General features: G+C 62.8%; 16 protein-coding genes, 1 tRNA gene and 1 pseudogene. 10 read left to right on the top strand and 8 right to left on the bottom strand.

All coding sequences use genetic code 11. The features are described from left to right. Window positions 1-373 precede the first annotated feature (373 nt). Both V6L75_RS15265 and V6L75_RS15260 read right to left on the bottom strand, forming a co-directional pair. Entirely contained in the window at window positions 374-1,477 is a 1,104-nt protein-coding gene (locus tag V6L75_RS15265; protein WP_334252336.1) for a tripartite tricarboxylate transporter substrate-binding protein, read from the bottom strand. A gap of 491 nt (window positions 1,478-1,968) precedes the next feature. Beyond that, window positions 1,969-3,009, bottom strand: coding sequence for a LacI family DNA-binding transcriptional regulator (locus tag V6L75_RS15260; protein WP_334252335.1), 1,041 nt, complete (start codon window positions 3,007-3,009; stop codon window positions 1,969-1,971). 148 nt (window positions 3,010-3,157) lie between these two features. Here V6L75_RS15260 and V6L75_RS15255 point away from each other — a divergent pair. The 3 genes and pseudogenes from V6L75_RS15255 to V6L75_RS15245 all read left to right on the top strand — a co-directional run bounded on the left by V6L75_RS15255 (window position 3,158) and on the right by V6L75_RS15245 (window position 7,142). Beyond that, window positions 3,158-4,106: pseudogene (locus tag V6L75_RS15255) on the top strand (dihydrodipicolinate synthase family protein). Window positions 4,107-4,169: 63 nt separating this feature from the next. Then, the gene (locus V6L75_RS15250) at window positions 4,170-5,168 is read left to right on the top strand and encodes a TAXI family TRAP transporter solute-binding subunit (RefSeq protein ID WP_334252334.1); all 999 of its coding nucleotides are present in this window, start codon (window positions 4,170-4,172) and stop codon (window positions 5,166-5,168) included. A gap of 72 nt (window positions 5,169-5,240) precedes the next feature. After that, window positions 5,241-7,142 (top strand): TRAP transporter permease, encoded by a 1,902-nt coding sequence (locus V6L75_RS15245; RefSeq protein ID WP_334252333.1) that lies wholly within the window; start codon window positions 5,241-5,243, stop codon window positions 7,140-7,142. Between the two features lie 54 nt (window positions 7,143-7,196). Here the strand turns inward: V6L75_RS15245 and V6L75_RS15240 are convergent, their stop codons facing one another. After that, complete coding sequence (locus V6L75_RS15240; protein WP_334252332.1) at window positions 7,197-7,961, bottom strand: DeoR/GlpR family DNA-binding transcription regulator; 765 nt, start codon at window positions 7,959-7,961, stop codon at window positions 7,197-7,199. 150 nt (window positions 7,962-8,111) lie between these two features. After that, entirely contained in the window at window positions 8,112-11,324 is a 3,213-nt protein-coding gene (locus V6L75_RS15235) for an autotransporter domain-containing protein (RefSeq protein WP_334252331.1), read from the bottom strand. Between the two features lie 721 nt (window positions 11,325-12,045). Here V6L75_RS15235 and V6L75_RS15230 point away from each other — a divergent pair. Continuing rightward, window positions 12,046-13,143: a GNAT family N-acetyltransferase gene (locus V6L75_RS15230; protein ID WP_334252330.1), complete on the top strand. Its 1,098-nt coding sequence runs from the start codon at window positions 12,046-12,048 to the stop codon at window positions 13,141-13,143. Then, a complete protein-coding gene (locus tag V6L75_RS15225; RefSeq protein ID WP_334252329.1) occupies window positions 13,143-13,454 on the top strand; it encodes a hypothetical protein in 312 nt (103 codons plus the stop codon). Before V6L75_RS15230 ends, V6L75_RS15225 begins: the two co-directional genes overlap by 1 nt. Window positions 13,455-13,519: 65 nt before the next feature. On the opposite strand, the gene V6L75_RS15220 is transcribed toward V6L75_RS15225, so the two are convergent. The 4 genes from V6L75_RS15220 to V6L75_RS15205 all read right to left on the bottom strand — a co-directional run bounded on the left by V6L75_RS15220 (window position 13,520) and on the right by V6L75_RS15205 (window position 18,966). Continuing rightward, window positions 13,520-15,481: an ATP-binding cassette domain-containing protein gene (locus V6L75_RS15220; RefSeq protein ID WP_334252328.1), complete on the bottom strand. Its 1,962-nt coding sequence runs from the start codon at window positions 15,479-15,481 to the stop codon at window positions 13,520-13,522. Next, window positions 15,474-17,528, bottom strand: coding sequence for a cysteine peptidase family C39 domain-containing protein (locus V6L75_RS15215; protein ID WP_334252327.1), 2,055 nt, complete (start codon window positions 17,526-17,528; stop codon window positions 15,474-15,476). The genes V6L75_RS15220 and V6L75_RS15215 overlap by 8 nt, the downstream gene beginning before the upstream one ends. A 522-nt stretch (window positions 17,529-18,050) precedes the next feature. Continuing rightward, the gene (locus V6L75_RS15210) at window positions 18,051-18,623 is read right to left on the bottom strand and encodes a baseplate megatron protein TIM-barrel domain-containing protein (RefSeq protein WP_334252345.1); all 573 of its coding nucleotides are present in this window, start codon (window positions 18,621-18,623) and stop codon (window positions 18,051-18,053) included. 253 nt (window positions 18,624-18,876) lie between these two features. Continuing rightward, window positions 18,877-18,966, bottom strand: a tRNA-Ser gene (locus V6L75_RS15205). 116 nt (window positions 18,967-19,082) lie between these two features. On the opposite strand from V6L75_RS15205, the gene V6L75_RS15200 reads away from it, so the two are divergent. From V6L75_RS15200 to V6L75_RS15180, 5 genes are all read left to right on the top strand, one after another. Continuing rightward, complete coding sequence (locus tag V6L75_RS15200) at window positions 19,083-19,229, top strand: hypothetical protein (RefSeq protein ID WP_334252326.1); 147 nt, start codon at window positions 19,083-19,085, stop codon at window positions 19,227-19,229. Window positions 19,230-19,323: 94 nt separating this feature from the next. Beyond that, window positions 19,324-19,644, top strand: a complete 321-nt coding sequence (locus tag V6L75_RS15195) for a hypothetical protein (protein WP_050474533.1) — start codon at window positions 19,324-19,326, stop codon at window positions 19,642-19,644. 64 nt (window positions 19,645-19,708) lie between these two features. Then, window positions 19,709-20,395, top strand: a complete 687-nt coding sequence (gene msrA, locus V6L75_RS15190; RefSeq protein WP_334252325.1) for a peptide-methionine (S)-S-oxide reductase MsrA — start codon at window positions 19,709-19,711, stop codon at window positions 20,393-20,395. Next, window positions 20,395-21,039, top strand: coding sequence for a hypothetical protein (locus V6L75_RS15185; protein ID WP_334252324.1), 645 nt, complete (start codon window positions 20,395-20,397; stop codon window positions 21,037-21,039). Before msrA ends, V6L75_RS15185 begins: the two co-directional genes overlap by 1 nt. A gap of 241 nt (window positions 21,040-21,280) precedes the next feature. After that, window positions 21,281-22,795 (top strand): methyl-accepting chemotaxis protein, encoded by a 1,515-nt coding sequence (locus V6L75_RS15180; RefSeq protein ID WP_334252323.1) that lies wholly within the window; start codon window positions 21,281-21,283, stop codon window positions 22,793-22,795. Window positions 22,796-22,826: the final 31 nt, after the last annotated feature.

The following is a 22,826-nucleotide window of genomic DNA, read 5'->3' as shown; positions in this document are numbered from 1 at the left end:
AACGGAATGAGCAGCGACAGACCGGCGATGCCGCCAAGCCCGGGAATGACACCGATCACAAGGCCAACCGACACTCCGATCAGCATGTAGAAAAGGTGCTGCAAAGACAAAAGCGCGCCAAGCGCAGACAATAACGTGTCAATCACGGCGGGTGCTTCCGCGTTATGCCATGGCGCAGAGATAGGGGCGTATCATGCCCCGGCAGGCTCAGGCGGCAGGCGCCGGCAATGCGAAAGAGGTCTGAGCACTACCCGGTGCGCCGGGCTCATACAGCCCCGTCGGGGGCCGCGCTGCCGCCAAGGATGCGGCATCCACAAAACACGAAGGACGGACCCCGGGCGGGGTCCGTCTTGATCCTAGGCGATGGGAGGCGTTACTCGCCCAGCTTCACGCCGTAGTCTGCGGCCAGCATATTGGCCACCTGAGCGCGCAGCTCGGGAGAGATGGTCGTGCCCTTCTCGAACAGTGCCTGGGCCAGCTTGCCGGTCACCTGGCCGTAGGTGCCCAGAATGGCTTCTGCATTGGCCTGATACTCAGGGTCTGCCTTCATGTCCTCGAAGGCCTTCTGATAGGCGGCAACGATTTCGTCCGGCGTGCCCTTCGGCAGGAACACCATCTTCTGGGCCGGGAAGCCGGCGGTGAAGAAGGCAAAGTAGGCGTCAAAATCCGAGCCGGAGGGCTTCTTTCCGGTCAGGATCTCATAGGCTTCAACAAAGGACGGCAGGTCCGGGAAGGTCGGGTCACGCACGACGTCGCCGGCTTCGTTCAAGACGCCCCAGCTGAACAGCGGAACGGCCTGGCCAGCATCGACCAGCGGCTGCACGTTCTTCAGATAGGCAGAAGAGGTCTGATAGTCGATGTTGACTTCACCGCGCTCGAAGGCGAGGCGGCCGTCACCGCGGCCCTTGAAGCCGAACACGTGCTGCACCTTGAAGTCCATCAGACGGAAGCCGAGCAGCGGCACAAGGTCGAGCGAGGTAGCGCCCTGGCTGGCGTAGACCAGCTCCTTGCCCTTGAGCATGGCAATGTCCTGCGGACCTTTCAGGCCCAGACTGGGAGAGGCATAGACGACACCGCCGGTCGGGCCAGCCATGGCGATCTTCCAGTCCTTGTATTCATAGCGCACGCGCGGGTCGCCCAGCAGATAGGGGAACTGGGTCGAACCGGAGGTGCCGAGGATCGTCAGGCCATCCGGCTTGGCGCGGGCTGCGAAGAGGTTCGTGCCCTTGGTCGAGCCGCCGCCCGGCTCGTTCACCACGACAACCACCGGATTGCCCGGCAGATACTTCGTCAGCAGCGGTGCGTTGAAGCGCGCCCAGGTGTCGGAGCCGCCGCCAGCGGAGAACGGAATGATCCACTCGATCGTCTTGCCGGCGAAATTGACCTCCGCCGCAGCCGGGCCTGCCAGGCCAAGAGCCATGGCGCCAGCCGCCAGCCCGAGAGCCACACGGCGCGTGATATTAAGGTCTTTGATCATTCAGTCCTCCCGTAGATGCGTTACAGCGCTGCCGGGCATGGCCCATGGCAGGCGCTTCGCCAAGCTTGGTATCTCCCCCATAGCCCGGCAAGGCTCAGGATCATTAGGCATCTTTCCTGTCCGGAACCTGTCCGGCTTGTAAAAAGATGCGCTCCGCGCGTGATGTTCTTCTCAGATCAGCCCGCTCTTCCCTGGGACACCAAGAATGTTGTGGAAGATCGCACGCCCAAGGTCAAGCATCTTCAAGGCCTCGGTCAGGGCGATGAAGTGCATCGGGGCACAGGACACACTGGACATATTGGCCGCGTGATTCAAACATCAGCGTTACCCAGTGGTTATTGTTGAGCCTGGCACACCGGAAAGGCCCGTTACGTTTCCTTAGCCAGATTTACAAAGGCCCTGGATGCTGCAGCGCAAATGCTGCCTGCAGCTCCGTGCGAGGCTGATGCATGAAGGCAGGGCAGGCCGTTCCGCAAGGCCTTCCCGGCGTTTCACTTGCCGCTTGGCGGCACCGGTGCGGTTGACTTGCGGGGGATCAGGGTTGGAGTGGCCATGCGGATGAGGTCTTGCGGCTTCAGGTCTTCAGCGGCCAGAAGCTCGAAGGCAACGGTGGCAATCTGGTCGAAGGGCACCTTGACCGATGTCAGCGGCGTCGGCAGGTGGCTGACGATGGGGATATCGTTATAGCCTGCAAGTGAGACGTCGCCGGGCACAGACAGGCCCATGCGGCTGAGGGCCGACATGGCGCCGATGGCCGTGTTGTCATTGACCGCAAAGATGGCTGTCGGGCAGTCGCTCAGCTGCATCAGCGCTCGGGCTGCTTCCCCGCCTGATTCAATGCCGAAGGTCGATTCCCGTACCCAGCCTGAATGCACTTCGAGCCCTGCTTCCGCCATTGCTGCACGATAGCCCTCAACGCGGCCTCTTGCGCTTGAGGCAAAGGCCGGACCGGCAATCAGGCCGATACGCCGGTGGCCAAGGTCGATCAGGTGGCGTGTGGCAAGGTATCCGCCGAGGACATCATCACCCACAGAGGACCGGCACTGCCCGTTGGTGCGCAAGGTGAGCACAAAGGGCACGTTCCGGTCCATCAGCTCGCCGGTCAGTTCCTCTCCATCGCGCGCTGTCGCCAGGATCAGGCCGTCCACGCCCCGCCGCAGCAGGGCATCGGCGGCGCGCCTGTCAGCCCCGGGCTCGTCCTCGGTCGTTGCCACGATGGTGAAAAGGCCGGCTCTTGCAGCGGCACGGGAAAGGGCCTCGTAGACCATGGCCATCACCGTATCCGTCAGCCGCGGAACAATAACACCCACCATGCCGGTCTTGCCGCGACGGAGCGATGAGGCGGAAACATCGCGCACATAGCCAAGATCTGCCGCCACCTGCCGCACCCTTCGGGCGGTCTCGCTGTCCGACTTCGGCATGCGCTCATCCAGGAACCGGGAGACGCTGGATTTCGACACACCAGCGGCCTTCGCCACGTCCAGAATCGTGACGCGCGCAGGGGAAGTCACATCACGTTTGTCACTTTTCATCGAATCGCCCTCTGTCCCTCGCGCCAGGATTTTGAGGTTCTACCACTTGACAGCACCAGCGATCAAACAGATATTGGGAACGTTCCCAATATCGTTCCCTTTGCTGATGGACGGCTGTCTGCGGCAAAGTTTGAGGAGGAGAAACTCAATGAATCCGATGGATCTGCGCGGCCTCAGCCCCGCCCCCGTGACCGTGTTTGACCGCGATGGCAACGTCGACTATGCCGCCAATGCCCGTGTTGCCCGTTGGCTGGCCTCAATCAACGGCGTCAAGAGCCTCGTGATCCTTGGCCATGCAGGTGAAGGCACCTTCCTCACCGAGGAAGAGCGCCTGAAGCTCATCGAGGTCTATGTGGAAGCGGTGAACGGCCAGATCCCCATCATTGCCGGCATCACTGGTGAGGGCACCAAGGTGGCAGCAACCGAGGCCCGCAAGTGCAAGGCGGCCGGAGCAACTGGCGCGGGTGTATCCGAACCATGGCTGGCTGCGTTTCGGCTACCAGAAGGGCGCTCCGCAGAGCCGGTACAAGGCCATCTGGGAGGAGTCCGGCCTGCAGGAAATCCTGTTCCAGTATCCCGATGCCACCAAGGCCAGCTATGATCTGGACACCCAGCTGGACATCGCCACGCAGGAAGGCGTTGTAGCCACAAAGAACGGCGTGCGTAACATGAAACGCTGGTACGTCGAAATTCCGCAGCTGAAGAGAGCCAATCCGGATCTGCAGATCCTGTCCTGCCATGACGAATGGCTGCTGCCGACGATGTTTGACGTGGACGGCCTGCTGGTCGGCTACGGCAACATCGCTCCGGAACTGCTCATTGATCTGATCGAGGCCGGCAAGGCACAGAACTATCCCGAAGCCCGGAAGATCTTTGAACAGCTTCTTCCGGTCACCCGCGCTGTCTATCACCGCGGTTCGCATATGGAGGGCACTGTGGCGCTGAAGCTCGGCCTCGTCCATCGTGGCGTCCTGGACCATGCAACCATCCGCGAGCCTCTGAAGGACCTCGGCGAAAAGGCTGAGAAGGAAATCTTCGCAGCCTTCGAGGCGGCCGGCATCGGCCGCGTCGATCAGCAGCTTCTGGCCGCAGAATAAGGTACAAAGCCCCCGCGGTGAGGCGCGGGGGCTTTGCCACAGGGGAGCAAGGGAGGAGGAAACATGATCAAGTTTATCAGCGGGCACCTGAAGGCCGGTGCCGGAGCACTCGCCGCAGCGGTTCTTTTCGGGTCGCTGGCTCAGGCCCAGGACATCCGCATTGGCGCCATGCGCGAGGGCACCTCGTGGTATGTCTTTGCTGCCACTCTCGAACAGATGATCGAACCGGTGCTGGGCCCGAATTCCGTCGAGGTGCTGGCGCGCGGCGGCGGTGTGGCCAATCCCATGGTCGTGCAGTCAGGCAAGGCCGAGATCGCCCTGTCCAACGTGGCATCCGCTGTCTGGGCACGCGACGGAAATCCGGTTTATGAAGGCGCCTCCGCACCGGATATCCGGGCGCTGGTGGGCGGGCTCAACGATGTTTATATCGGCGTGATTGCACGCAAGGCCTTTGTGGACCAGATGGGCACAAGTGACCTGGAGGCCATTCTTGCCTCCGGCAAACCGGTCCGCATTCTGATGAAGCCGGCCGGTTCCAGCGCAGTGCCCGCCGCGCACATGATCCTTGAGGCGCTGGGCTCCAGTGCGCAGAAGATCAAGGCGGACGGCGGCGACATTGTGCAGCTGGACACACCGCAGATCCCCGATGTGCTGCGCAACGGCGGTGCCGATATCTACATCGACACCGTGGTCAAGGGGCATCCGACCATTTCGGAAGTGGCCCTGACCACGCCGATGGCCTTCCTCGACATTCCGCAGAAGGCGCTTGATGTCATGACCGCCAGCGGCATGACAGCGGGCACCTATGGGCCGTGGTTCGATGGTCAGACTTCTGGAACGGCCGGGGCAAATCTGGGCACCATGCTGGTAGCTCACGCTTCGCTCGACGAGGAGAAGGCCTACCTGATCACCAAGACCCTCTGCGAGAATGCCGAGGCTCTGGCAAAATCCCACGCGGCCTGGGCGCAGTTCAAGCCGGAGACGGCCTGGAAGCCCGAGGCGGTCGGGATCGAGCTTCATCCCGGTGCTGTCCGCTACTTCAAGGAACGCGGCTGGATGTAACTCCGCCGCAGCCGGTGCCGTCCCCCGGCACCGGCCACCTGTCTGTTCGCGCCCTGGGAGGAGGTCCGAAAAATGCAAGCCCTGTCTGTCCGCTCGGTCGTGAGTTCAACCCGGTTCGTTCTGGGTGTTCTCTTCATTCTGTTTCAGCTCTGGATCATTGTTGTGCCGCAGCAGCCGCTGTTCGAGCGGCCGGCCCATGTCTGCATTGCGCTGATCCTTCTGTTCCTCTGGTCGCCCTTGCAGAAGGAAGGCCGCAGCACCTTGCCCAGAGCGCTTGTGGATGCAGCTCTGGTTCTGGCGGCGCTGGGCGTTGGCGCCTACTACCTTGCAGAATATGACCGGCTGACCACCCGCATGGAGAATGTGTCGCCTGTCCTGCCGCAGGATATCGCGGCTGGCTGCGTCTTCGTGCTGCTGCTTCTGGAAGGGGCGCGGCGTGCGGTCGGCATGGTGCTGGTCTGGGTTCTGCTTGCCTTCATCGCCTATGCCTTCTGGGGCAATCTTCTGCCGGGCTGGCTGTCCTTCCGGGGCTTTGATCTGGACGCGGCCATCGAAATCACCACCATGACGACAGCCGGTGTTCTGGGCATCACCACGTCGACATCGGTCAACTTCATCTTCTATTTCATCATGTTCGGCGCAGCCTATGCGGCGGTTGGCGGCGGTCAGCTGTTCATTGACCTCGCGATCCGTATGGCAGGCAGAGCCAATGGCGGCACCGCGAAGGCCGCGATCATTTCCTCCTCCCTCATGGGGTCGATCTCCGGCAGCGCTGTGGCGAATGTGGTCTCGACGGGCGTCCTGACCATTCCGCTCATGAAGAAGACAGGCTTTCCGGACCACCGTGCTGCAGGCATCGAAGCCATCGCGTCAACAGGCGGGCAGATCATGCCGCCGGTCATGGGCGTTGCTGCCTTCATCATGGCCGAAATGTTGAATGTTCCTTACGCACAGGTGGCGCTGGCCGCACTCATTCCCGCCGTAGCCTTCTATCTGGCGCTGCTGCTGGTGGTGGACCTGATGGCCCGCCGCGACGGCTTGCGGGCGATGACGGCAGATGAGGTTGCGGCAACGCAGGCCATAGGTCCGCGCCTTCACCTGCTGCTGCCACCGCTGATCCTCGTCGGCGCGCTGATGAGCGGCTTTTCAGCCGCCTATTCGGCCGTTGTTGCCGCGGCATCCTGCTTTGTGGTGCCATTCCTGCGCAAGAACACGCGCTACAGCTGGAAGGCTGTGGCCGAGGCGCTCAGGGAAGCTCCTCGGCAGGCTGCAGAAGTGGCCGTGCCGATTGCGATCATCGGCGTGGTCATTGCCGTGGCTGTGCAGTCCAATCTGGCGCTGAAATTTGCAGGCTCCCTGGCGTCCGTTGCGGAAGGTTCCCTGTTTGCCTCGCTGCTGCTCGCCATGCTTGGCTGCATCGTCATGGGCATGGGCCTGCCAACGGTGGCCGCTTATATCATCGGCGCGGTGCTGTTCGTTCCGGCCATCAAGGATCTGGGCATTCCGCCCCTCGCGGCGCACATGTTCATCTTCTACTATTGTGTGCTGTCCATGGTGACGCCGCCGGTCGCTCTGGCCTCCTTTGCCGCCGCTGCCGTGGGCAAGGCGCCGGTGATGAAGACCAGCTTTTCCGCCTTTGGCCTTTCGCTGGTTGCGTTTTTCGTGCCCTTCAGCTTCATCTTTGATCCGGCGATCCTGTGGCAGGGAACAGCATTGCAGATTGGTCTGGGCGGTCTGGCACTTCTTGCATCGACTGCACTATGGGCCATTGCTTTCGGGGGCTGGTGCGGACGGCCGCTATCACTTCAGTCACGGGTAGTCATCGGAGCGCTGGGGCTGACGGCTGTCATCGCTCCGGCCGGATCGCCCTGGTGGATCGCGGCCTTCACGGCCGGATGGCTGCTTGTCGGTGCCCTGGCCCTTGCAGCACGCTCCAAGCCATCTGGCCTGCTTTTCTCCGCACCGGCCGAATGACCCTGCGAGCCCGCCGCTCCGCGGCGGGCCTTTGATGCCTGATGGGCATGCCCGTCACGTAGCGACTGTGACCTGAACGGCGGCCTGATCAAGGAGCGCCCGCAAGGGGGCATCCGGCTCGGCGTCGCAGACAAGTTCGTGGATGCCGGAGAGGCCGGAAAGCTTGACGAGGGCACGGCGGCCGAACTTGCTGTTGTCCACGGCCAGCACGATACGCTCCGACTGGCGCATGGCGGCCTGCACGGCGGCGACTTCCGCATGATCGTCATCGCCTATATCGCCCGCAGAATCGATGCCGCTGACGGAGATGATGGCACAGTCGAACTTGAACCTGCCGATGAATTCCGGTGTCTCGGCGCGGAACACGCCTGCATCTACCTGCCGCACAAAGCCCCCAGGCACGGCCACGGTGAAATCCGTGCCCTCGCTGAGCAGCGTTGCCACCCTGAGGGAATAGGTGACGACCCTGAGGCCCTTGTGGCCCAGCAGGGCACGGGCCACCGCCTCGCATGTGGTGCCTGCGTCAATGAAGATGGCCGACCCATCCGCAATGCCGCGCGCCACGGCCTCGCCGATACGCGCCTTCGCAGCGGCATTTTCCACCCGGCGGGCGCGCAGCACCAAGGGGTCGACCGGCTGGGCAAGCGTGGCTCCACCGTGAAGGCGCCGCACCTTTCCTGCCAGTTCCAGATCCTGCACATCCCGGCGTGCCGTCTGCGTGGTCACGTTGAATGCCTGGCTGATGTCTTCCAGGGAAAGGTAACGCACCTTTTCAAGTTGCAGCAGAATTTCCGACTGCCGCCGGGTCTTTTTATCCATTGCCGACCTTCAAGACATAATTCCGGATTCAGCTGCGTTCTGACGAACGCTAACCTTCTGTCCTGGCGCAGGCAATGGCAGAAGGTGTGAAAAAATAAAACAAACAGGGCGGATTGCTCCGCCCTGCACTGATAGCTGGCCGATGGATGCTTAGAAGCGGATCTTCACACCGGCATTAATGCCATGGGTGCCACCATCCTGCGAGAAGCCGCCGGTATACTTCAACGACAGCGAAGCATTCTCCCGCAGGCTTACATCCACACCTGTCCGGATGAACGCGGTGTCGCGGTTTGCGCCTGCGCCTTCGATGCTGAAGGCGTTGCCGCGGTCGAACGCCAGGGTGGTCTGCGGCTTGTCACCGAATGCATGGCGCCAGCCAGCCTCGGCAGAGACACGCGCGAGCGTTTCCCCCAGCTTCAGGTCGGTGAAAGCCCGAAGCCCCAGCGTAGTGAAGGTGGCATCGTAACCGGAAGAAGAACCGGACAGTGCCGCTGCACCACCGCTTTCGGCAAAGGAGCCGCTGTGCACATGCACGTGGGCCAGGCCTGCCAGAGGCTCGAGCGTGACCTTTTCCAGATCGAAGGCATAGGCGGCTTCACCGAACACCTGTGCGGTGGTGCCATTCACCTTGGCCCGCAGGCTGTTGGCAAAGCTGCCGAAGGCAACGGTACGCTCCGCATCGGCGCGGGAGAAGGAGACGGTGGAGCCATAGGTGAAGCGCAGCTTGTCGATCGCGGTCGCACCATAAAGGCCGATGAGCCCGCTGTTGGCATCCGCCGAAGCTGCCGCACCCTTGCTTGCGAGGTGTGTGTAGCCGTAGCCGCCCATGACGCCAAGGCGCGTTGTGCTGTCGATCGCGATGTCCGTGCCGAAGAACACGCCGCCGCTGGTCCGCTTCAGGGTGTCGAGGCCATCGCCACCGGTGCGGCCGAAGGCGCCGTAGCTCTGCATCCAGGGCTGCCAGCGCCCGTCCGTGAAGCCGGAGGCCGGAGCCCGCATGCGGGAGGTGACGGCGTCGCGGCTGAACTGGCTTTCCTCAGCCAGTGCGCCTGCCATGGAGGCATAGAACTCGCCAGAAAGCTGCTGGAAGCCATCACGTGCCGTCGTGGCATAGAGTGGCAGAAGGGCATCGAACAGCGGATCGCTGGCGCTCATGCTGTCGATGGCGTTGGCAACGGCCTTGCCATTGGCGCTGCCCGCCACATCGGCAAAGCGCACGTCATTGCGCTGCAGCTGAAGGCTGATGCTGTTGCCTGTGTAGGTCAGATAGGGGTTGAGGAAGGCAAAGCTGGAGGTGACGGAACCGAATGTGCCCGAGATGCCGCCTGCGGCCGAGAAGATGGTGTAGGTTGCCTGGGGCACGATGCTGGTGTTGACCGGCACGAAGTCGAGCGTGCTGTTGTTGATGGTGATCGTGCCGGTGGCGGCCAGCTTGTCGCTGTTGCCGCTCTGATCCACCTCCACCCGGTAGATCGAGCCCGGATCGAATGTCACGTCACCATTGACGTTCAGCGTGCCGATGGAGTTGCCGGGTGCCAGAACGCCGCCCCGGGCGATCCGCAGAGCGCTGGTGGTGCCGGTGCCGCCAAGCGTGCCGCCATCCAGAACCGTGACCAGGGATGAGCTGGCGATGGAGCCGTTCACCGACAAGGTGCCGCCAGCGACGGTGGTTCCGCCCGTGTAGGTGTTGACGCCGGTGAGGTTCAGGCGTCCTGCGCCTTCCTTGGTCAGCGAGCCCGAGCCGGAAACCGTGCGGGCGATGGTGAGCGAATGGCCTGCGGCTTCCACATCGATGGCACCGCCAGTGCCTTCCAGAACCACGGCGCGGTTCAGCTCACCCATGCCGGTGCCGGCAACGCGCAGGCGGCCATCGGCAAGGCGCAGCTGGGCGTTTGAACCGCCAAGGGCTGCATCCTCATCAACGATGACGGTGCCGCCATTCTTGACCAGCGTTTCACCGATGAAGCTGTGGTCGTCGATACAGTAATCCTGGATGGCCTGCTGGAAGCGCGGATCCTTGCTCATGCAATCGAGCAGCGTCTTCTTTTCGGCCAGCGTCAGATTGGCGAGAATCGGCATGCCGTCCTCGTCGGCAATCTGGCCGAGATAGAGGTCGGTGCGCATGTTATTGCGCGTCAGGTAGAAGACCTTGTTTTTCTCGTTGAACACGGCAGCTTCCGTGCCCCAGACCAGCCGGGTTTGATCGGCCGCTCCCTGGCCCGTGGCGTATTTCTGCAGCGCTGGGCCAACCCACTTCATGTCATGGGCCGTCAGCTCGTGGTCGCTCAGCGGCGTCGTGCCGTTGTTGGCAAAGCCGGCCTGGTCGATGACCCCAGTATAGGCATCATTCGGATCGCTGGCGAGATCCCACCATTTGCCGAAGGGACGGGAGACAAGGATGTGGTCAATCTTGGCGCGGTCCCAGCTGGGCCAGGTGTTGGTGGCATCCTCGCCGGCACTGGGCCAGGTGGTGCTGCCGTCCAGCAGATCATGCGGAGCAAACTGCTCACGCTCGCCCGGCTTTTGCAGAAGGATGAACTGCTTCTTCAACACATTCAGCGTCTGCGGCGTATTGCTCTCAACCGCATAGGTTTCGGGCACGAACATCGTGTCCGGAATGTCGGAGTTGCTCAGATTACGGCCGTTGTTGGTGCTGATGAAGCTGTCCAGTTGCGTGCGGTCCACCGCATATTGGGTCAGCAGGTCATAATAGAAGTTGTTGTTGGAGGTCAGATAGCTGCGCAGCAGGAGCTTCTGCTGATCAACGTGATGCAGGCCGCGCTCGGAGACGTCACCGGCGTTGAAGTCACCCGTCACGATCAGCGGTCCATCCACGGTTCTGGCCCAGTCAAGCAGGTTGCGCGCTTCCTGGAGGCGGCGCACCGACTCGTCGGCATAGTCAAAGTGAACCGAGGCCACGGTTGTCTGCGGCAGCATGTTCTGCGCATCGAGCTGGATGAAGCTGAAGCGGTTGCCCTGGGTGCCACTGCCATTGACACCGCCCATCGTGCCGGTCAGGCGTGATGTAATGCCTGTGTCACCCGTCTGGGTGCTGGTGTAGGTGCCAAGGCCAAGTCCCTGCAGCATGGGAGGAACCTGCGCAGCATAGGGGCTGTTCGCACGCAACTCCTGCCAGGCGATGATGTCGTACTGGCCGTTGGCGAAGAAATCCGACATCTGCGACACATCATTGCGGAAGCGCTCGTTCCACGTGTTGAAGGTCAGCAGCCGGAAAGTGCCATCTGCAGCCAGTGCCGGTCCGGCAAAGCTTGCAACCGTGGCACTGCAAATCGCAAGGGTAAGACGCGAAACACTGGCCAGCCGCGCAAGACGGCGCGCGCCAGAAAGTAAACTTTGCGACATTTTGGAATCCTGATATGACGAAACTTATCAAAAGCGAGGAGATGCTCACCTGATATTGTCGTTATTGCAGGGCAAAATGTAACTTTAATGACATTTTGGCGGACTTACCGCCAGAGGCGAACGCTGCCGGCTGCTTAAATCATAATCAAGCGGGTCTTCCGGCGGCGTTGATCTTCATGTCTTGCGGCCTGAAATGACCGGGTTGCCGTCCGGGCCCTATCACCGCTCCGGCGGTCGAAACAGCGGCTAGCGCCCCAGGCAATCCAAATGGATGATCATACCTGCTCCGGGCACCAGGCAGGCCTGCCGGAATCTATGAGAGCGAACGCAAGCCCCATGCCCGGATAGCTTGGCTTGCTCCATCTGCCACGCCTTGGTGTAGCCGTGACCGAACGGGTCGCGCACGGGGAGACGAAGATGAACGCGAACAGCCTCAATCCACCCGATTTAGAAGCCCGGCGTTCATCAAGCCACAGAAATCCCAGGCGCCATGGTTGGATGGAAGAGGCGCCTGGCAGGAAGCGCCCCAATCCTCTTTCGCCCGATCTCCTCACCCCAGCCGAACGCTGCGCGGGACTATGTGCTGTGCGGGCACTCGGGCTGCTACGGCCATGCATGAGAGGCTATGCGCACCATTTGTAACAACTTGTTCCGCAATCCACCCAGAATGTTTCCTTGCGATCCTGCCTGATGGCCGCGAAAAACTGAGGGCAGCTGTCCAATGAAGCAACAAGTCTGCTGTCTGATGCTTCAGCAGGTAAACTGGCGCGAGGGAGAAATGAACCAGGTGGTGCAGGTTTCCGGTGCACACTGCGCGCCCTTGAAGCTCGCTGGGGTAAATGTCGAGCGGCTGCAGAACGATGCAGCGGCATTCTCCAGATTTGGATATCCGCGCCTTGCCCGACATCTGACCCCTATAACTGCGCCATGGGTTGCCATTGGGGCTCGCATTGCCGGCGTTCCGGTGGGGCTGGCCCTCGGCTTTACGCTCACTTCTGCGGACGGACAGTCATCCAGCGCTCACCTGCTGTCACTGGCTGTTGCGCCGCAGGTGCGAAACAGAGGCATTGGCCGGGCGCTCTCGACCGCTTTCGTCAAGGAGGTCCAGGCAAATGGCGCCTCGCACGTGAGTGCGGCCTACACCTCGCGTCTGCAGCACCGTAGTGCGCTTGAGCATGTCTTATGCGCAGCCGGTTTTGCGGCACCAATACTCGAGGAATTGATCGTGTTTGGCGAGGCTGCCCGTTTTCTGGCCGCCGCCGATGCCTCTCCAGCGGTTCGACGGCGCTCTGGCAACGTGAAAATCCAGAACGTAACGCCCTGGTCGCAGCTCAGTATTGCCGACGAACTTGCGCTCGCTGACCTGCAGCGGCAGCCAGACTATGTCAGCGGCTTTGATCCGGCTCCAGACGCCGAGCGCTTTGAACCGGCTTGTTCGGTCCAGGTGCGGCGGGACGGTCGACTGGTTGGATGGGTCACCGCAGAACATGCGCGCGTCCTGCCGCTTGAGGGGCATCGTGACCGTAAGGCCATCGTCTATCGCTCCGCCTATCTCACTGAAGATCTTTGGCATGGTGGCTGGCTGGTCGGCGGCTTCCGGGCCGCGATGTCAGCTCAGGTCGAAGCCTATGGCCCTGCCTCGATTGTCCAGTTCTATACCAGTGCCCCCCGGATGATGCAGATGGTTCGCCGCCGTTTCGGCCCCATTGCGCTGCGGGTCGACGAGCATTGGGTCATGCGGCACGGCGATGGCCGGCACTCTCTCGCCTTGACAGCCTGCCAACGACCCACCCCTTCATGTAAACAACAGGAGAATTGATGATGGCGATTGATCTGTACAAAATGTTTGGTGTCGAACAGGTTACGGAAATTCAGCGCCGGCTGAGTGAGGACGGCGCGTTCCGCGCCGAAGCTCTCGCCGATCTTAATGGGGCTGTTTCCCGCCACTATGGGATCAGCTTGCCACAGACTTTCGTGGTGATCGAGACGGCAGAGGGATTTCAGGTCTTGGCGCCAGTCGAGGACGATGCGCTCAGTGAGGACGAACTGGATCTCGTTGCAGGGGGAACTGCTCACCGCTGTGTCAACGGTGACCTGAACAACCAGACACGAAAGATCCTTCCTGGTTGATTTAGCTAGGCTGAGCGCGGAGCATATGCTTGCACCAGCGCGGCAGGGGCGTCTCCCTGCCGTGCTCACGCCGGAAGCCGAACCACCTTATCAGCCAATGCCAACGTGCTCGCGCGATGCGTGGCGATAACGGCACCAATTTCTGCTTCGCGCAAACCGGCAAGCAACCGGTTTTGCTGATCCTCTGCAAGATCCGACGTTGTCTCGTCAAGGACCAGGATATCTGGACGGCGCACGAGTGCGCGGGCGATGAGAAGACGCTGGTCCAGACTGCGCGGAACAATGCCCTCCGCGACAAGTGTCTGTATGCCCATTGGCAATGCGGCTATGTCATCCTGCAGCCCTGTCAATCCCAACGCCCAGCTCAGATCTGTCTCTGAAACCGGTGCCATGCCGAGAATGACGTTCCGGATTGTGTCCATGCCCGTTGCCTCGTCCTGAAAGACCGCCCCGAGCCGAGGACGAAAGGTGGCCCAGTCCCAGATCTGCACGCTTCCCTGGCGGTGTGAGGGCGCCGTTCCCGCTTCTGTTGTGCGACCTGGAGCGGCAGGGAGGGCCAGGTCTGCTAGCCCGTTGACCACTATCCTGCCAGCATGCGGCTCCAGCAGTCCAAGCAGGAGCCGCAACACGGTGGTCTTGCCAGATCCCGAAGGACCGGTCAGGGCGAGGATCGTGCCACGTCTGACGTCGAGGCTCAGGTTTTCGATCAATGGCCGGTCTGCGCCCGGGTAGAAAAAGCTGACGGACTCCATCGCTAGTGTCTCTATCCGCGCCTCTTGCGCTGGAGATGCCGCACAATCAGCTCCCCCTGCCTCGGTCCGAAGCGCTTGCACCGGCAATTGCGGTGCTGTTCGACGCGGACGGGTTTTGTAGCCTGTTGGTGTCGCGACAAGAAGCCCCGCCTTGACCACAAGCCCGGCCAGCAACGCAACAGCCAGAAGGTCTGGAGCTAGTCCGGGTATCGGGCTGGCCGTGGGGCTCCCTATCGACACGTGGCCGCCGCTCAGCAGCACCAGTCCGGCGACGGTATGCGGGAGTGCTATCTCTAGGTTTCGCAGGCGGTCTGCCATGTCAAGGCGGCGTTTTTCAGCCCTTTCCCAGCGGGTCAGTTTAAGGCCAACCCGTGCGAGAACCCAATCTCCGGCCCCCAGCAGGCGCAGCCGGGGCATCAATCTTGCGGACAGGCGCAGCTCACCGTCCAGCCGGTCAGAGGCGCGGTACTGGGCGACGTCGCTGCGCTGTACCGGCTGTGCCAGGCGGTATCGCAAGAATAATGCCGGGCCTAGGAGCATCGCCACACAGGCCAGGGGCACCGGCGCGGCGCAGGCCAGTACGATGCCCGCAGGAAGTCCAAGGCCGAGCCCTCGCAGCCTTTGCGAGGTTTGGAGCGCTTGTTTTCGCCGTACGAGCACCTGGTCCGCCAGCCACCGGGCCCGGTGGCTGGCGGAGGGATGAGTGAGAGTGCTTCGCGAAGCAGTGCTCGTCCAGCGCCAGAGGCGGGCACTGATCTCAAGGTCGGCCAATGCCAGATGCCGCAAGGCCAGTCGCCGGCGAAGCGGTTCTGTCAGTCCATAGGCAGCGGCTGCAAGTGCCAGCACCAGACACGCAACTGGCAGTGCAGGTGCCGCCAACAGGCAGACTGGCAGCAAGGAAACTGCCAAGCCGCTGAGGACGGCAGCCAAAGCCTCGCTTTTCCGCGCCATGCGCCGTCCATGCGGGGCAACAAGGGCAAGTGCATCCTCGTGAAGGCCGCTGGCAGGCGGAGCTGGACGGCGCTGGCCATGAGCATCGACGGCAAGCGCGCGTCCGCCAGTGGTATCGATCACGAACGCGGTCATGGGTGCCGTTTTGGGGTTGGCGGGAAAGGCAACGAGAATGCCGATGTCCTGCTTCTGCCACTGGTTGTCCCTGAGACGAACGCGCCGCAAGTGAAGCCCTTTGCTTCTGGCGCGGGAACGCAACTGCTGTTCGTCAAGCAGGTCGCAGCCCGCTACAAGCTCGGCAAGGCGTCGGGCGGTGTCAGTCATCGCACAGACCGTCCAGTGTCAGCCAATGGTCGACGCGGCCACAGACGGTAGCTCTTTCGCCCCTGAGGACCAGCGTGATGCCACAGGCGGCGATCCGGTCGCGCAGTCGCCTTTCGAGGTCAGCCTCCAGGGCATCAAACAGCCCGTCCAGCACCAGAACGGCAGGCTGCCGCAGAAGATCACGGGCGAGCAGCAACCTCCGCTGCTGGCCTCCGGACAGGGCCGGGCGATCAGGGTCGAGCCACATGTCGAGGCCGCCGCGACGGCTGATCTCCGAGTATAGTTCGACTTGCTCGAGTGCCCGGACCAAAGCGTCGGCCGGTAATCCCGGAGCGCCAAGCCGCAGCATGTCGGAAACCGTCCCGGGGCCAAGCGGAACCGGAACATCCTGAAATCCGATCCAGCCAGGAAACCGGGTGGCTGCCTCCGCCATGGGCAGGGAACCAAGGCTTGCGTGGAGCCCAGGGATGGCTTCAAGCCCTGCGAGGGCACGCATGACTGTCGCGCTGGAGCCATCTCCCGGGTCCTTGACGGCAATCACGGACCCCGGAGCGGCCAGTATGGCCGTCTTGGACGTCTGAATCCGCAGCACAGGGGTAGATGGGCGGGAGGTCGGCGCATCTGTTGCTGGGTGATGCAAGGGCTCTCGAGCATGCCGGACAACGCTTGCCATGAGATCCTGATGTCTTGCCGCCGCACCGATCAGCCCCTGAACAGCTGCTGCGACGGGCAGAAGCCGATCCGGCGGAGCCAGCAGGCTGACAGCGAGAAGGCCCAGTGCAAGCGTTTCTCCTGTGCTCATGTCCGAAAGCGCGGCCGCGCCGAGTGCGGCCACCCCGGCGAAGCGTGCAAGGTCGATCAAGGTCTGCAGTCTAGCTGTGGCGGCGCCTGCTTCGCATGCTGACGCCAGGTCTGCAGCATGAGCACCGGCAAGGCGAAGCACCAGCTCGTCGCTGCGGCCGCCGAAAAGCCAGCCTTCGATATGGCTCAGAACATTCGCCTTCGGGACATACGGTGTCCGTTCTGCAAGGTCGGTGAGGTCACCGCTGCGCTGTGTGAGGACATCGCCTCGCCGCGCCGGAACGAGCACCGCCAGCGCCAGGGCGGCGAGTGCTGCAGCGGTCACCACAACGCCGGGATATCCGGCGAGGGTAATAGCTGCCGCCGCCGGCAGTATCAGGCCTGGCAAGTCCAGAACCCGGACGAGAACGCGTGTGCCCCGTTGTACCTGAAGGGGCAAGGCAAGGAGGCTTGCGACCGGCTCGCTCCCCCGTCGGGCGAACCAGTCAAGGGGCAGCCGCCGAAGGCCGGTCTCCACATCGCCGCGCACCATGGTGAAAACCTGTTCAAGCAGGCTTTCCCGCGTCTGCCTGTGCCAAACGCGTCCAAGGCCCCACAACAGGCCGGAGAGTGCAAAAAAGCCCAGCCATGACAATCCGCCTTGTGCGACAGCGAGCGCAGCCAGGACAATCCCCGCCTGGGACAGCATCCCGGCTGCAACGAGCGCGGCCGCCCGGGAGAGGACAGGGCCGAACAGGCGGCGCAGCAGTTCCGCGTCGCTTGCCAGCGCCGGCGCGGGTCGGGAGTGCGATGCCAAGGGGGTCAGCTTCAGCGCGATGCCCGTATAGTCGGCCTCGAAGTCTGCCCGTTGTATGCGGCGGGGGCCGCAGGCTGGATCGTTTATAAGTACATGGGTCGATGTGACAGCCTCCACCACCACGAAATGGATGAAGCGGCTGTGGGCGATGACGGGGAGACCAAGCCCGGACAATTCGCCGGCGTTTCTTCGATATGCAGCTGCGTTGCACCTGTTCTTGCGCGCCAGCTGGACCATCTGTCTGGCTGTCAGGCCCAGTCGTGTTGAGCCCGCCTGCATGCGTAGGGCCTCCAGGCTGACGGGCAGGCCATGATGCGCCAATACGATGGCCAGTGCCGCCACGCCGCATTCGCACGGCTCGGCCTGCCGGACTTGTGGGGTGGCAACTGGACTGGACCACTTGCTCCGCCAGAGCGGCAGTCGTATTCGGAGGTTTCGAAAGAGGTTCAAGCGTCTGTCGCAGCAACTGATGTCGGGTACGAACGCCAGTCTTGGAGTACATGTCAGGCTAGCGCAACTGTGAACAGCCGGAGCGGGTCAATGCAGGATGAAGGATCTATTGAGCCCTTTATGGCGCCCAAGGGGAGCCATCTTTTTCTTCGCCGCGCTCTAACACGCTTGTCTGCAACCGAGGATCTGGATCATTGTGCTCGAATTGAGCCAATGCACGCAGCAAGCTGGCACATATTGATTGCGATCTTTTTATTAATCACTGCTGCGAGTGCATTGGTCATGACTTGTGACCTGCAACTGCAGATTTCCTTCACACACGATGAGAATCCGGCCCAATAGATAAGAGCCTATGCTTAGTGTGTATTCAATCTGCTGGCCGGCTGAGCACAAAACGTAGGCCGCGCTCGTGGTCAGCTCCCGTTTGACAGTACGCAGCGTCTGTCCCGGAGCAGATCCGGGACCAAGGATATGAACCTCATAACAATCGGCCTTTTTCCCTAGTGGCATCTCGACCTGCTCTCAGCTGTCTGCCAGCAGCGCGCGGAGCAGCGTGTCCTGCGGATCGTCAGATCGCAGGGGCTTCGTGCTTTTCGTAAGGGCTGCTCGACATGCCGCCCAGGCCCAGGCCGCGCATTTGGGCGGATGAATCATCCGGCCGCCGTAGACCGGCGGCGTCAGGCTGTTCGCGGCCACGCCCCACCAGAGCCAGGTCTCCTCCAGATAGGCGCGCTGACTGGCGTCGTCCCGCCAGCCCCGCGAGAAATGCGGCCTGTAGCTCTCGGAGGGCTTTGCGTCGAAGAAGACGTTGGGCTGGCTGGTGCCCCGGCCGATGGCGGGGCACCCCAGCACGTTGAACCAGATGGGCTTTGACTGCGGGACCCATGATGGAGATGTTCCGCTTTCCAAGCCGCCCGGCCGGTTGAAATGGAGGTTCGGCCACCAGGCACTGAAATCCTTGATCCGGAAAACCCCAGGCTTGCCAGCGCTCCCATCGGTGATCGGTGTGCGGATCTGAGCGGCCCGATCGGCGCCAGAGGCGTAGAACCAGTCGAAACCCCCGCCGCCAGTGCTGGTCTGAAGGTACCCCTCGATTTGGGCTCCTTGTCACGCAAGCGACTGAAACCAAAGTGCTCAGGTGCAAGACTGTAAATCTGAATTGTTTCAGACGGCGAAAAGAACTTGATCAAATCCGCGCTGTCATCAGGTCCAGAGAATACAGGCCGTGAGAGACCGGTTCCGGTCGTTCTGGCGACTGTGCCAGTGCTCTGCCCGCCCCGAATAACCTCAGAAAACAAAGGAGAACGCGGCCAAGGCCAGATCGGGAAAATGTCATTGTAAGGGAAGATGGCGGACAGAGAGGGATTCGAACCCTCGATACGGTTTCCCGTATACACGCGTTCCAGGCGTGCGCCTTCAACCACTCGGCCACCTGTCCGTCCGCAGCGGGCTTGCCGCTTGGAGTGCGCGGAATATACCCAGATGGACGCGGAGTGCAAGGACCGGCGGCAAATTTTTTCCAGCTTTTCAGGACGTTGCCGGAACAGGACGGCCATGGGCGAAGAAGTGCTGCGAAAAATGGCGGAAAGACTAGGTTTTTTCGAGGCTCTTGAGGCGGCAGCGGAGCGTTCGGCGCCGGGGAAAACTTTGCCGTGGCAGCTTCATCCGCTTTGCGGGATGGTCTTTTGCAGCAAAATCTGAAAAAAGCGGTGAGGCTGGGCTCCAGGGATCAGGTGAGGCCCTGCCACACCGGTGGCCGCGTTGCGCGGCTTTGGAAATGGGAGGCTCTGGACGCATGTTTGCTCTCTTGCGCCTGGTGTTGCGACTGGCCGGATTCTTCCTGCTTGGTGTTGCCGTGGTCGCGGCAGTGGTCGATGGAAGCCGCTCCGTTGCGGCATCCGGCTTCTCCTTCACGCCCCTGGCGGAAGTCTGGGCCGAGTTCTCAGCCGAAAGCCTTGCCCTTGCCGGCAAGGCAGTCGTGACCCATGTGGGTGCCTGGGCCTGGGATTGGGTGATTGGAGCGGTCTTGTCCCTGCCGGTCTGGGCGGTGGCGATGCCTGCAGCCTTTTTGCTGCTGGCGGCAGGCTCCGCCCGCACGCGCCGCGAGATCATCTGATGCCGTGAAAGGCTGTCCAGTTTCGGCCGGGCCGCCGCCATCTGTCTCACAGGGAGTGCAAGACATGTCCTTCATGACCATGCTGAGCCGGAAATTCGTTCTGCCAACGGCGGCTGAGGCCCTGCCGGGCCGGGCAGAGCCTGTCCGCCTCACCCAGCCGCATGCCGTGCTGGGCCGCCCGCTGACACCCCCCTGGCCGGAGGGCATGCAGGCCGTGTGTTTCGGCATGGGCTGTTTCTGGGGAGCAGAGCGCGCCTTCTGGAGTCTTGCGGGTGTTCATGTCACGGCTGCCGGCTATGCGGGCGGGCACACGCCGAACCCGACCTACAACGAGGTCTGCACGGGCCGCACCGCCCATGCGGAGGTGGTGCTGGTGGTGCATGATCCGAAGGTTTTGCCACTTGCCGCGCTGCTGAAACTCTTCTGGGAGCGGCATGATCCCACCGAAGGCATGCGCCAGGGCAATGATGTGGGTACGCAATACCGTTCGGTGATCTATCTGCCGGATGAGGCCGCTTTGGCTGAGGCCGGGGCCTCGCGCGCGGCCTATGCGGCGGATCTGCAGGCGGCCGGGCACACGCGCGCCATAACCACGGAAATTGCCTCCGGCGTTCCGTTCTATTTTGCCGAGGACTATCACCAGCAGTATCTGGCGAAGAATCCGAACGGCTACTGTGGCCTGCGCGGCACCGGGGTCCTGTGTTCTCCCGCAGTGCCCCTGCCGGAAAGCGCAGAGGAGAGCGGGGCCTGATGCTGGACCGCACCCTGACTGCTGCAGATGGAACGCGCCTTCTGACAGGCAGCCCGCAGAACGGGCTGGCTGCGCCCCAAGGCGCGCCGCCAGGGGTTATTTTGCGGGCGATGATTCTTGACGGGGTGATCACCGCGCGTGCTGCGTTGAAGGGGAAGCCTGACCGTGAGGCCATTGCAGCCGCGCGCCGGGACCTCAGGGAAGCGCGCTGGTGCTTCAAGGTGTTCCGCAAGGCCATGGGCCCAGCTTATCCGGCCCGGGCAGCCCGGCTGCAGGCCGCCTCCCGCGCCATGAAGCATCTGGCACGCATTCTGGCCGCTGATGTGGCGCCGGATCCTGCGGCTCTGGCGGAACTCTTGGCGGCGGCGGATGCGCTGCTGCGCCGCTGCGAGGGGGATGCGGTGTCATTGGCGCCGTTCCAGGCGGATGAAGCCCGTTGCAAGACCTATCTGCGCAAGCTGCGGCGCAAGGCGTCTGATGAGACGAAAATGCAGGATGCCAACCTGTTGCAGGCCAGTGAAGCTGAGGCCCGCTGGCAGCGCCGGCAGGCGCAGATCGCGCTCATCCAGCATGTGCTGGCCTGGGCCGGGCTTCTGCCGGAGGCAGAGGCCGTTGCCACGGCGGAGGAAGTGCAGGGTCCTTGAGGAAAGAGGCAAGGGGCCGCCGCTGCGCTCAGCCGGCAAATACTGCCTTCATATGCTTGCAGTTTGCCTCGCATTCACACATCGTTAAGCATGATCAGCCTAGCGTTACCTTGGCTGGGGTGTGTCTCTCGTCCGGCTGACGGTTCCGTCAGCCTTTCCCCGTCCGAACCTTGTGAAAACCGCTGCCGGATGACGGCTGCCGCGAGCGCGCCCCGGAGGGCATGCTGAAGGTGAGAACGGCATGATCCGCTACGACAGCCTGCGTGCCGCAGGCTTCAGGCTGCTGATGTTCTTCCTATGGGCCAATGTTCTGGCCGTGACGGCGGCTGGCTGGTTCAATCCGCAGACCTCAGCCTCCATGGTTTCGGGTGCGGCGCTCATTCTGGGGGCCGGCGCCACGGCCCTGTGGCTGCGGGCAGAGCAGGGCACGGCGGCCCGCGTGGCCGCGGCCATCGTCATGGCCTGCCTGTCTCTTCTCTTGATGGCCTCTCTGACGGATGATCCGGCCTTTACGGCCTGGCAGCACCTTGCGCAGCTTTACGGGCTGCTGCTGCTTGCGGTGCTGGCGGCCGGTCTGGACTGGCGTATGACGGCCGCCTATGGCGCCGCAAATGCTGCGCTGCATGTTCTTGCCGCAGCCTTTTACCCCTGGGCCATCCCGCCGGAAGGCAGCGGCTGGCCGCAGGTGCTGGCCTATGTGGCTGTGACGGGCCTTTTCACCGGCGCCCTTTGCCGCTTCCTCGCGCATCTTCAGCATCTGGAACAGGCTGACAATGCAGAGCTTGCCGGAGCCCATCAGCGCATCAGTGCGCTTGAGGCGGAGCTGGCAATGACGCGCCGGCCGGAACCTTCCGTGCTTTCCATGCCCTTACATGTCCCGGTCTCCCCTGAGCCGCTGCCTGAGCGGGGGCAATCTGCGGCCTCGGCTTTGAAACGGGCCGAGCTGGAAACAGGCCTTGCGCTGATCTCGGGCCAGATTTCGGATCTGCGCCGGCAGGCGGCAGCTCTGGCCGCGCGCATAGGGGAAGGGGCGCAAGGCAGCGCCGGTCTGGGCGGCACCGGCAGCGCCACATCCGGCCGGATCGAGAAGATCGCCAATGCCTCGGGCGAGCTGGCAGCCTCCGTTAGTGATATCGCCCGCAAGGTCGCAGGGGCATCCGGCGCCATCTCCGAAGTGGCGCGGGGCACCGAAGCCTCCAGCCAGCGTATCACCAGCCTGGCCGGTTCGGTGGGCCGCATTGGCGAAGTGGTCGGCATGATTCAGGCCATCGCCGGGCAGACCAACCTTCTGGCGCTCAACGCCACCATTGAGGCTGCACGCGCCGGTGCTGCCGGGCGCGGCTTTGCCGTTGTCGCCTCTGAGGTGAAGGATCTCGCCACCCAGACGGCCAAGGCCACGAGTGACATCACCGCCCAGATCAACGCCATCGCGGCCGAGACAAAGGGCGCTGTCGAGGCCATCGGCGGGATCACGTCCGTCATGGGCACGCTGGATGAAAGCACGGCGGAGATCGCCCGTGCCATCGCCGCACAGGAAGAAACCGCCACCCGCCTCGAAGCAACCGCCCGCGATGTGCTGGATGGCAACAGCCGTCTTGCCGGAGAGACCGGGGCCCTCTTCGCGCTGACCGCCAGCCTCGGCGCCTCTGCCTCGTCCCTGCAGCAGGGACTGGCTGAGCTGGAAGCGCAGGCGGCAAGGCTGCGCGATGCGCTGGAAACCGAAGACGGCAGAACCCACGGCGCTTTCGCCGCATGAGGCAAGGCCTCCGCAAGGCTGATTGGCGTCA

Origin of the sequence: Pannonibacter anstelovis, from assembly GCF_036881715.1 — a bacterium.
GTDB lineage: Bacteria > Pseudomonadota > Alphaproteobacteria > Rhizobiales > Stappiaceae > Pannonibacter > Pannonibacter anstelovis.
Note: the sequence above shows the minus strand (reverse complement) of the source record. Positions and strands in the feature narration are given on the sequence as shown.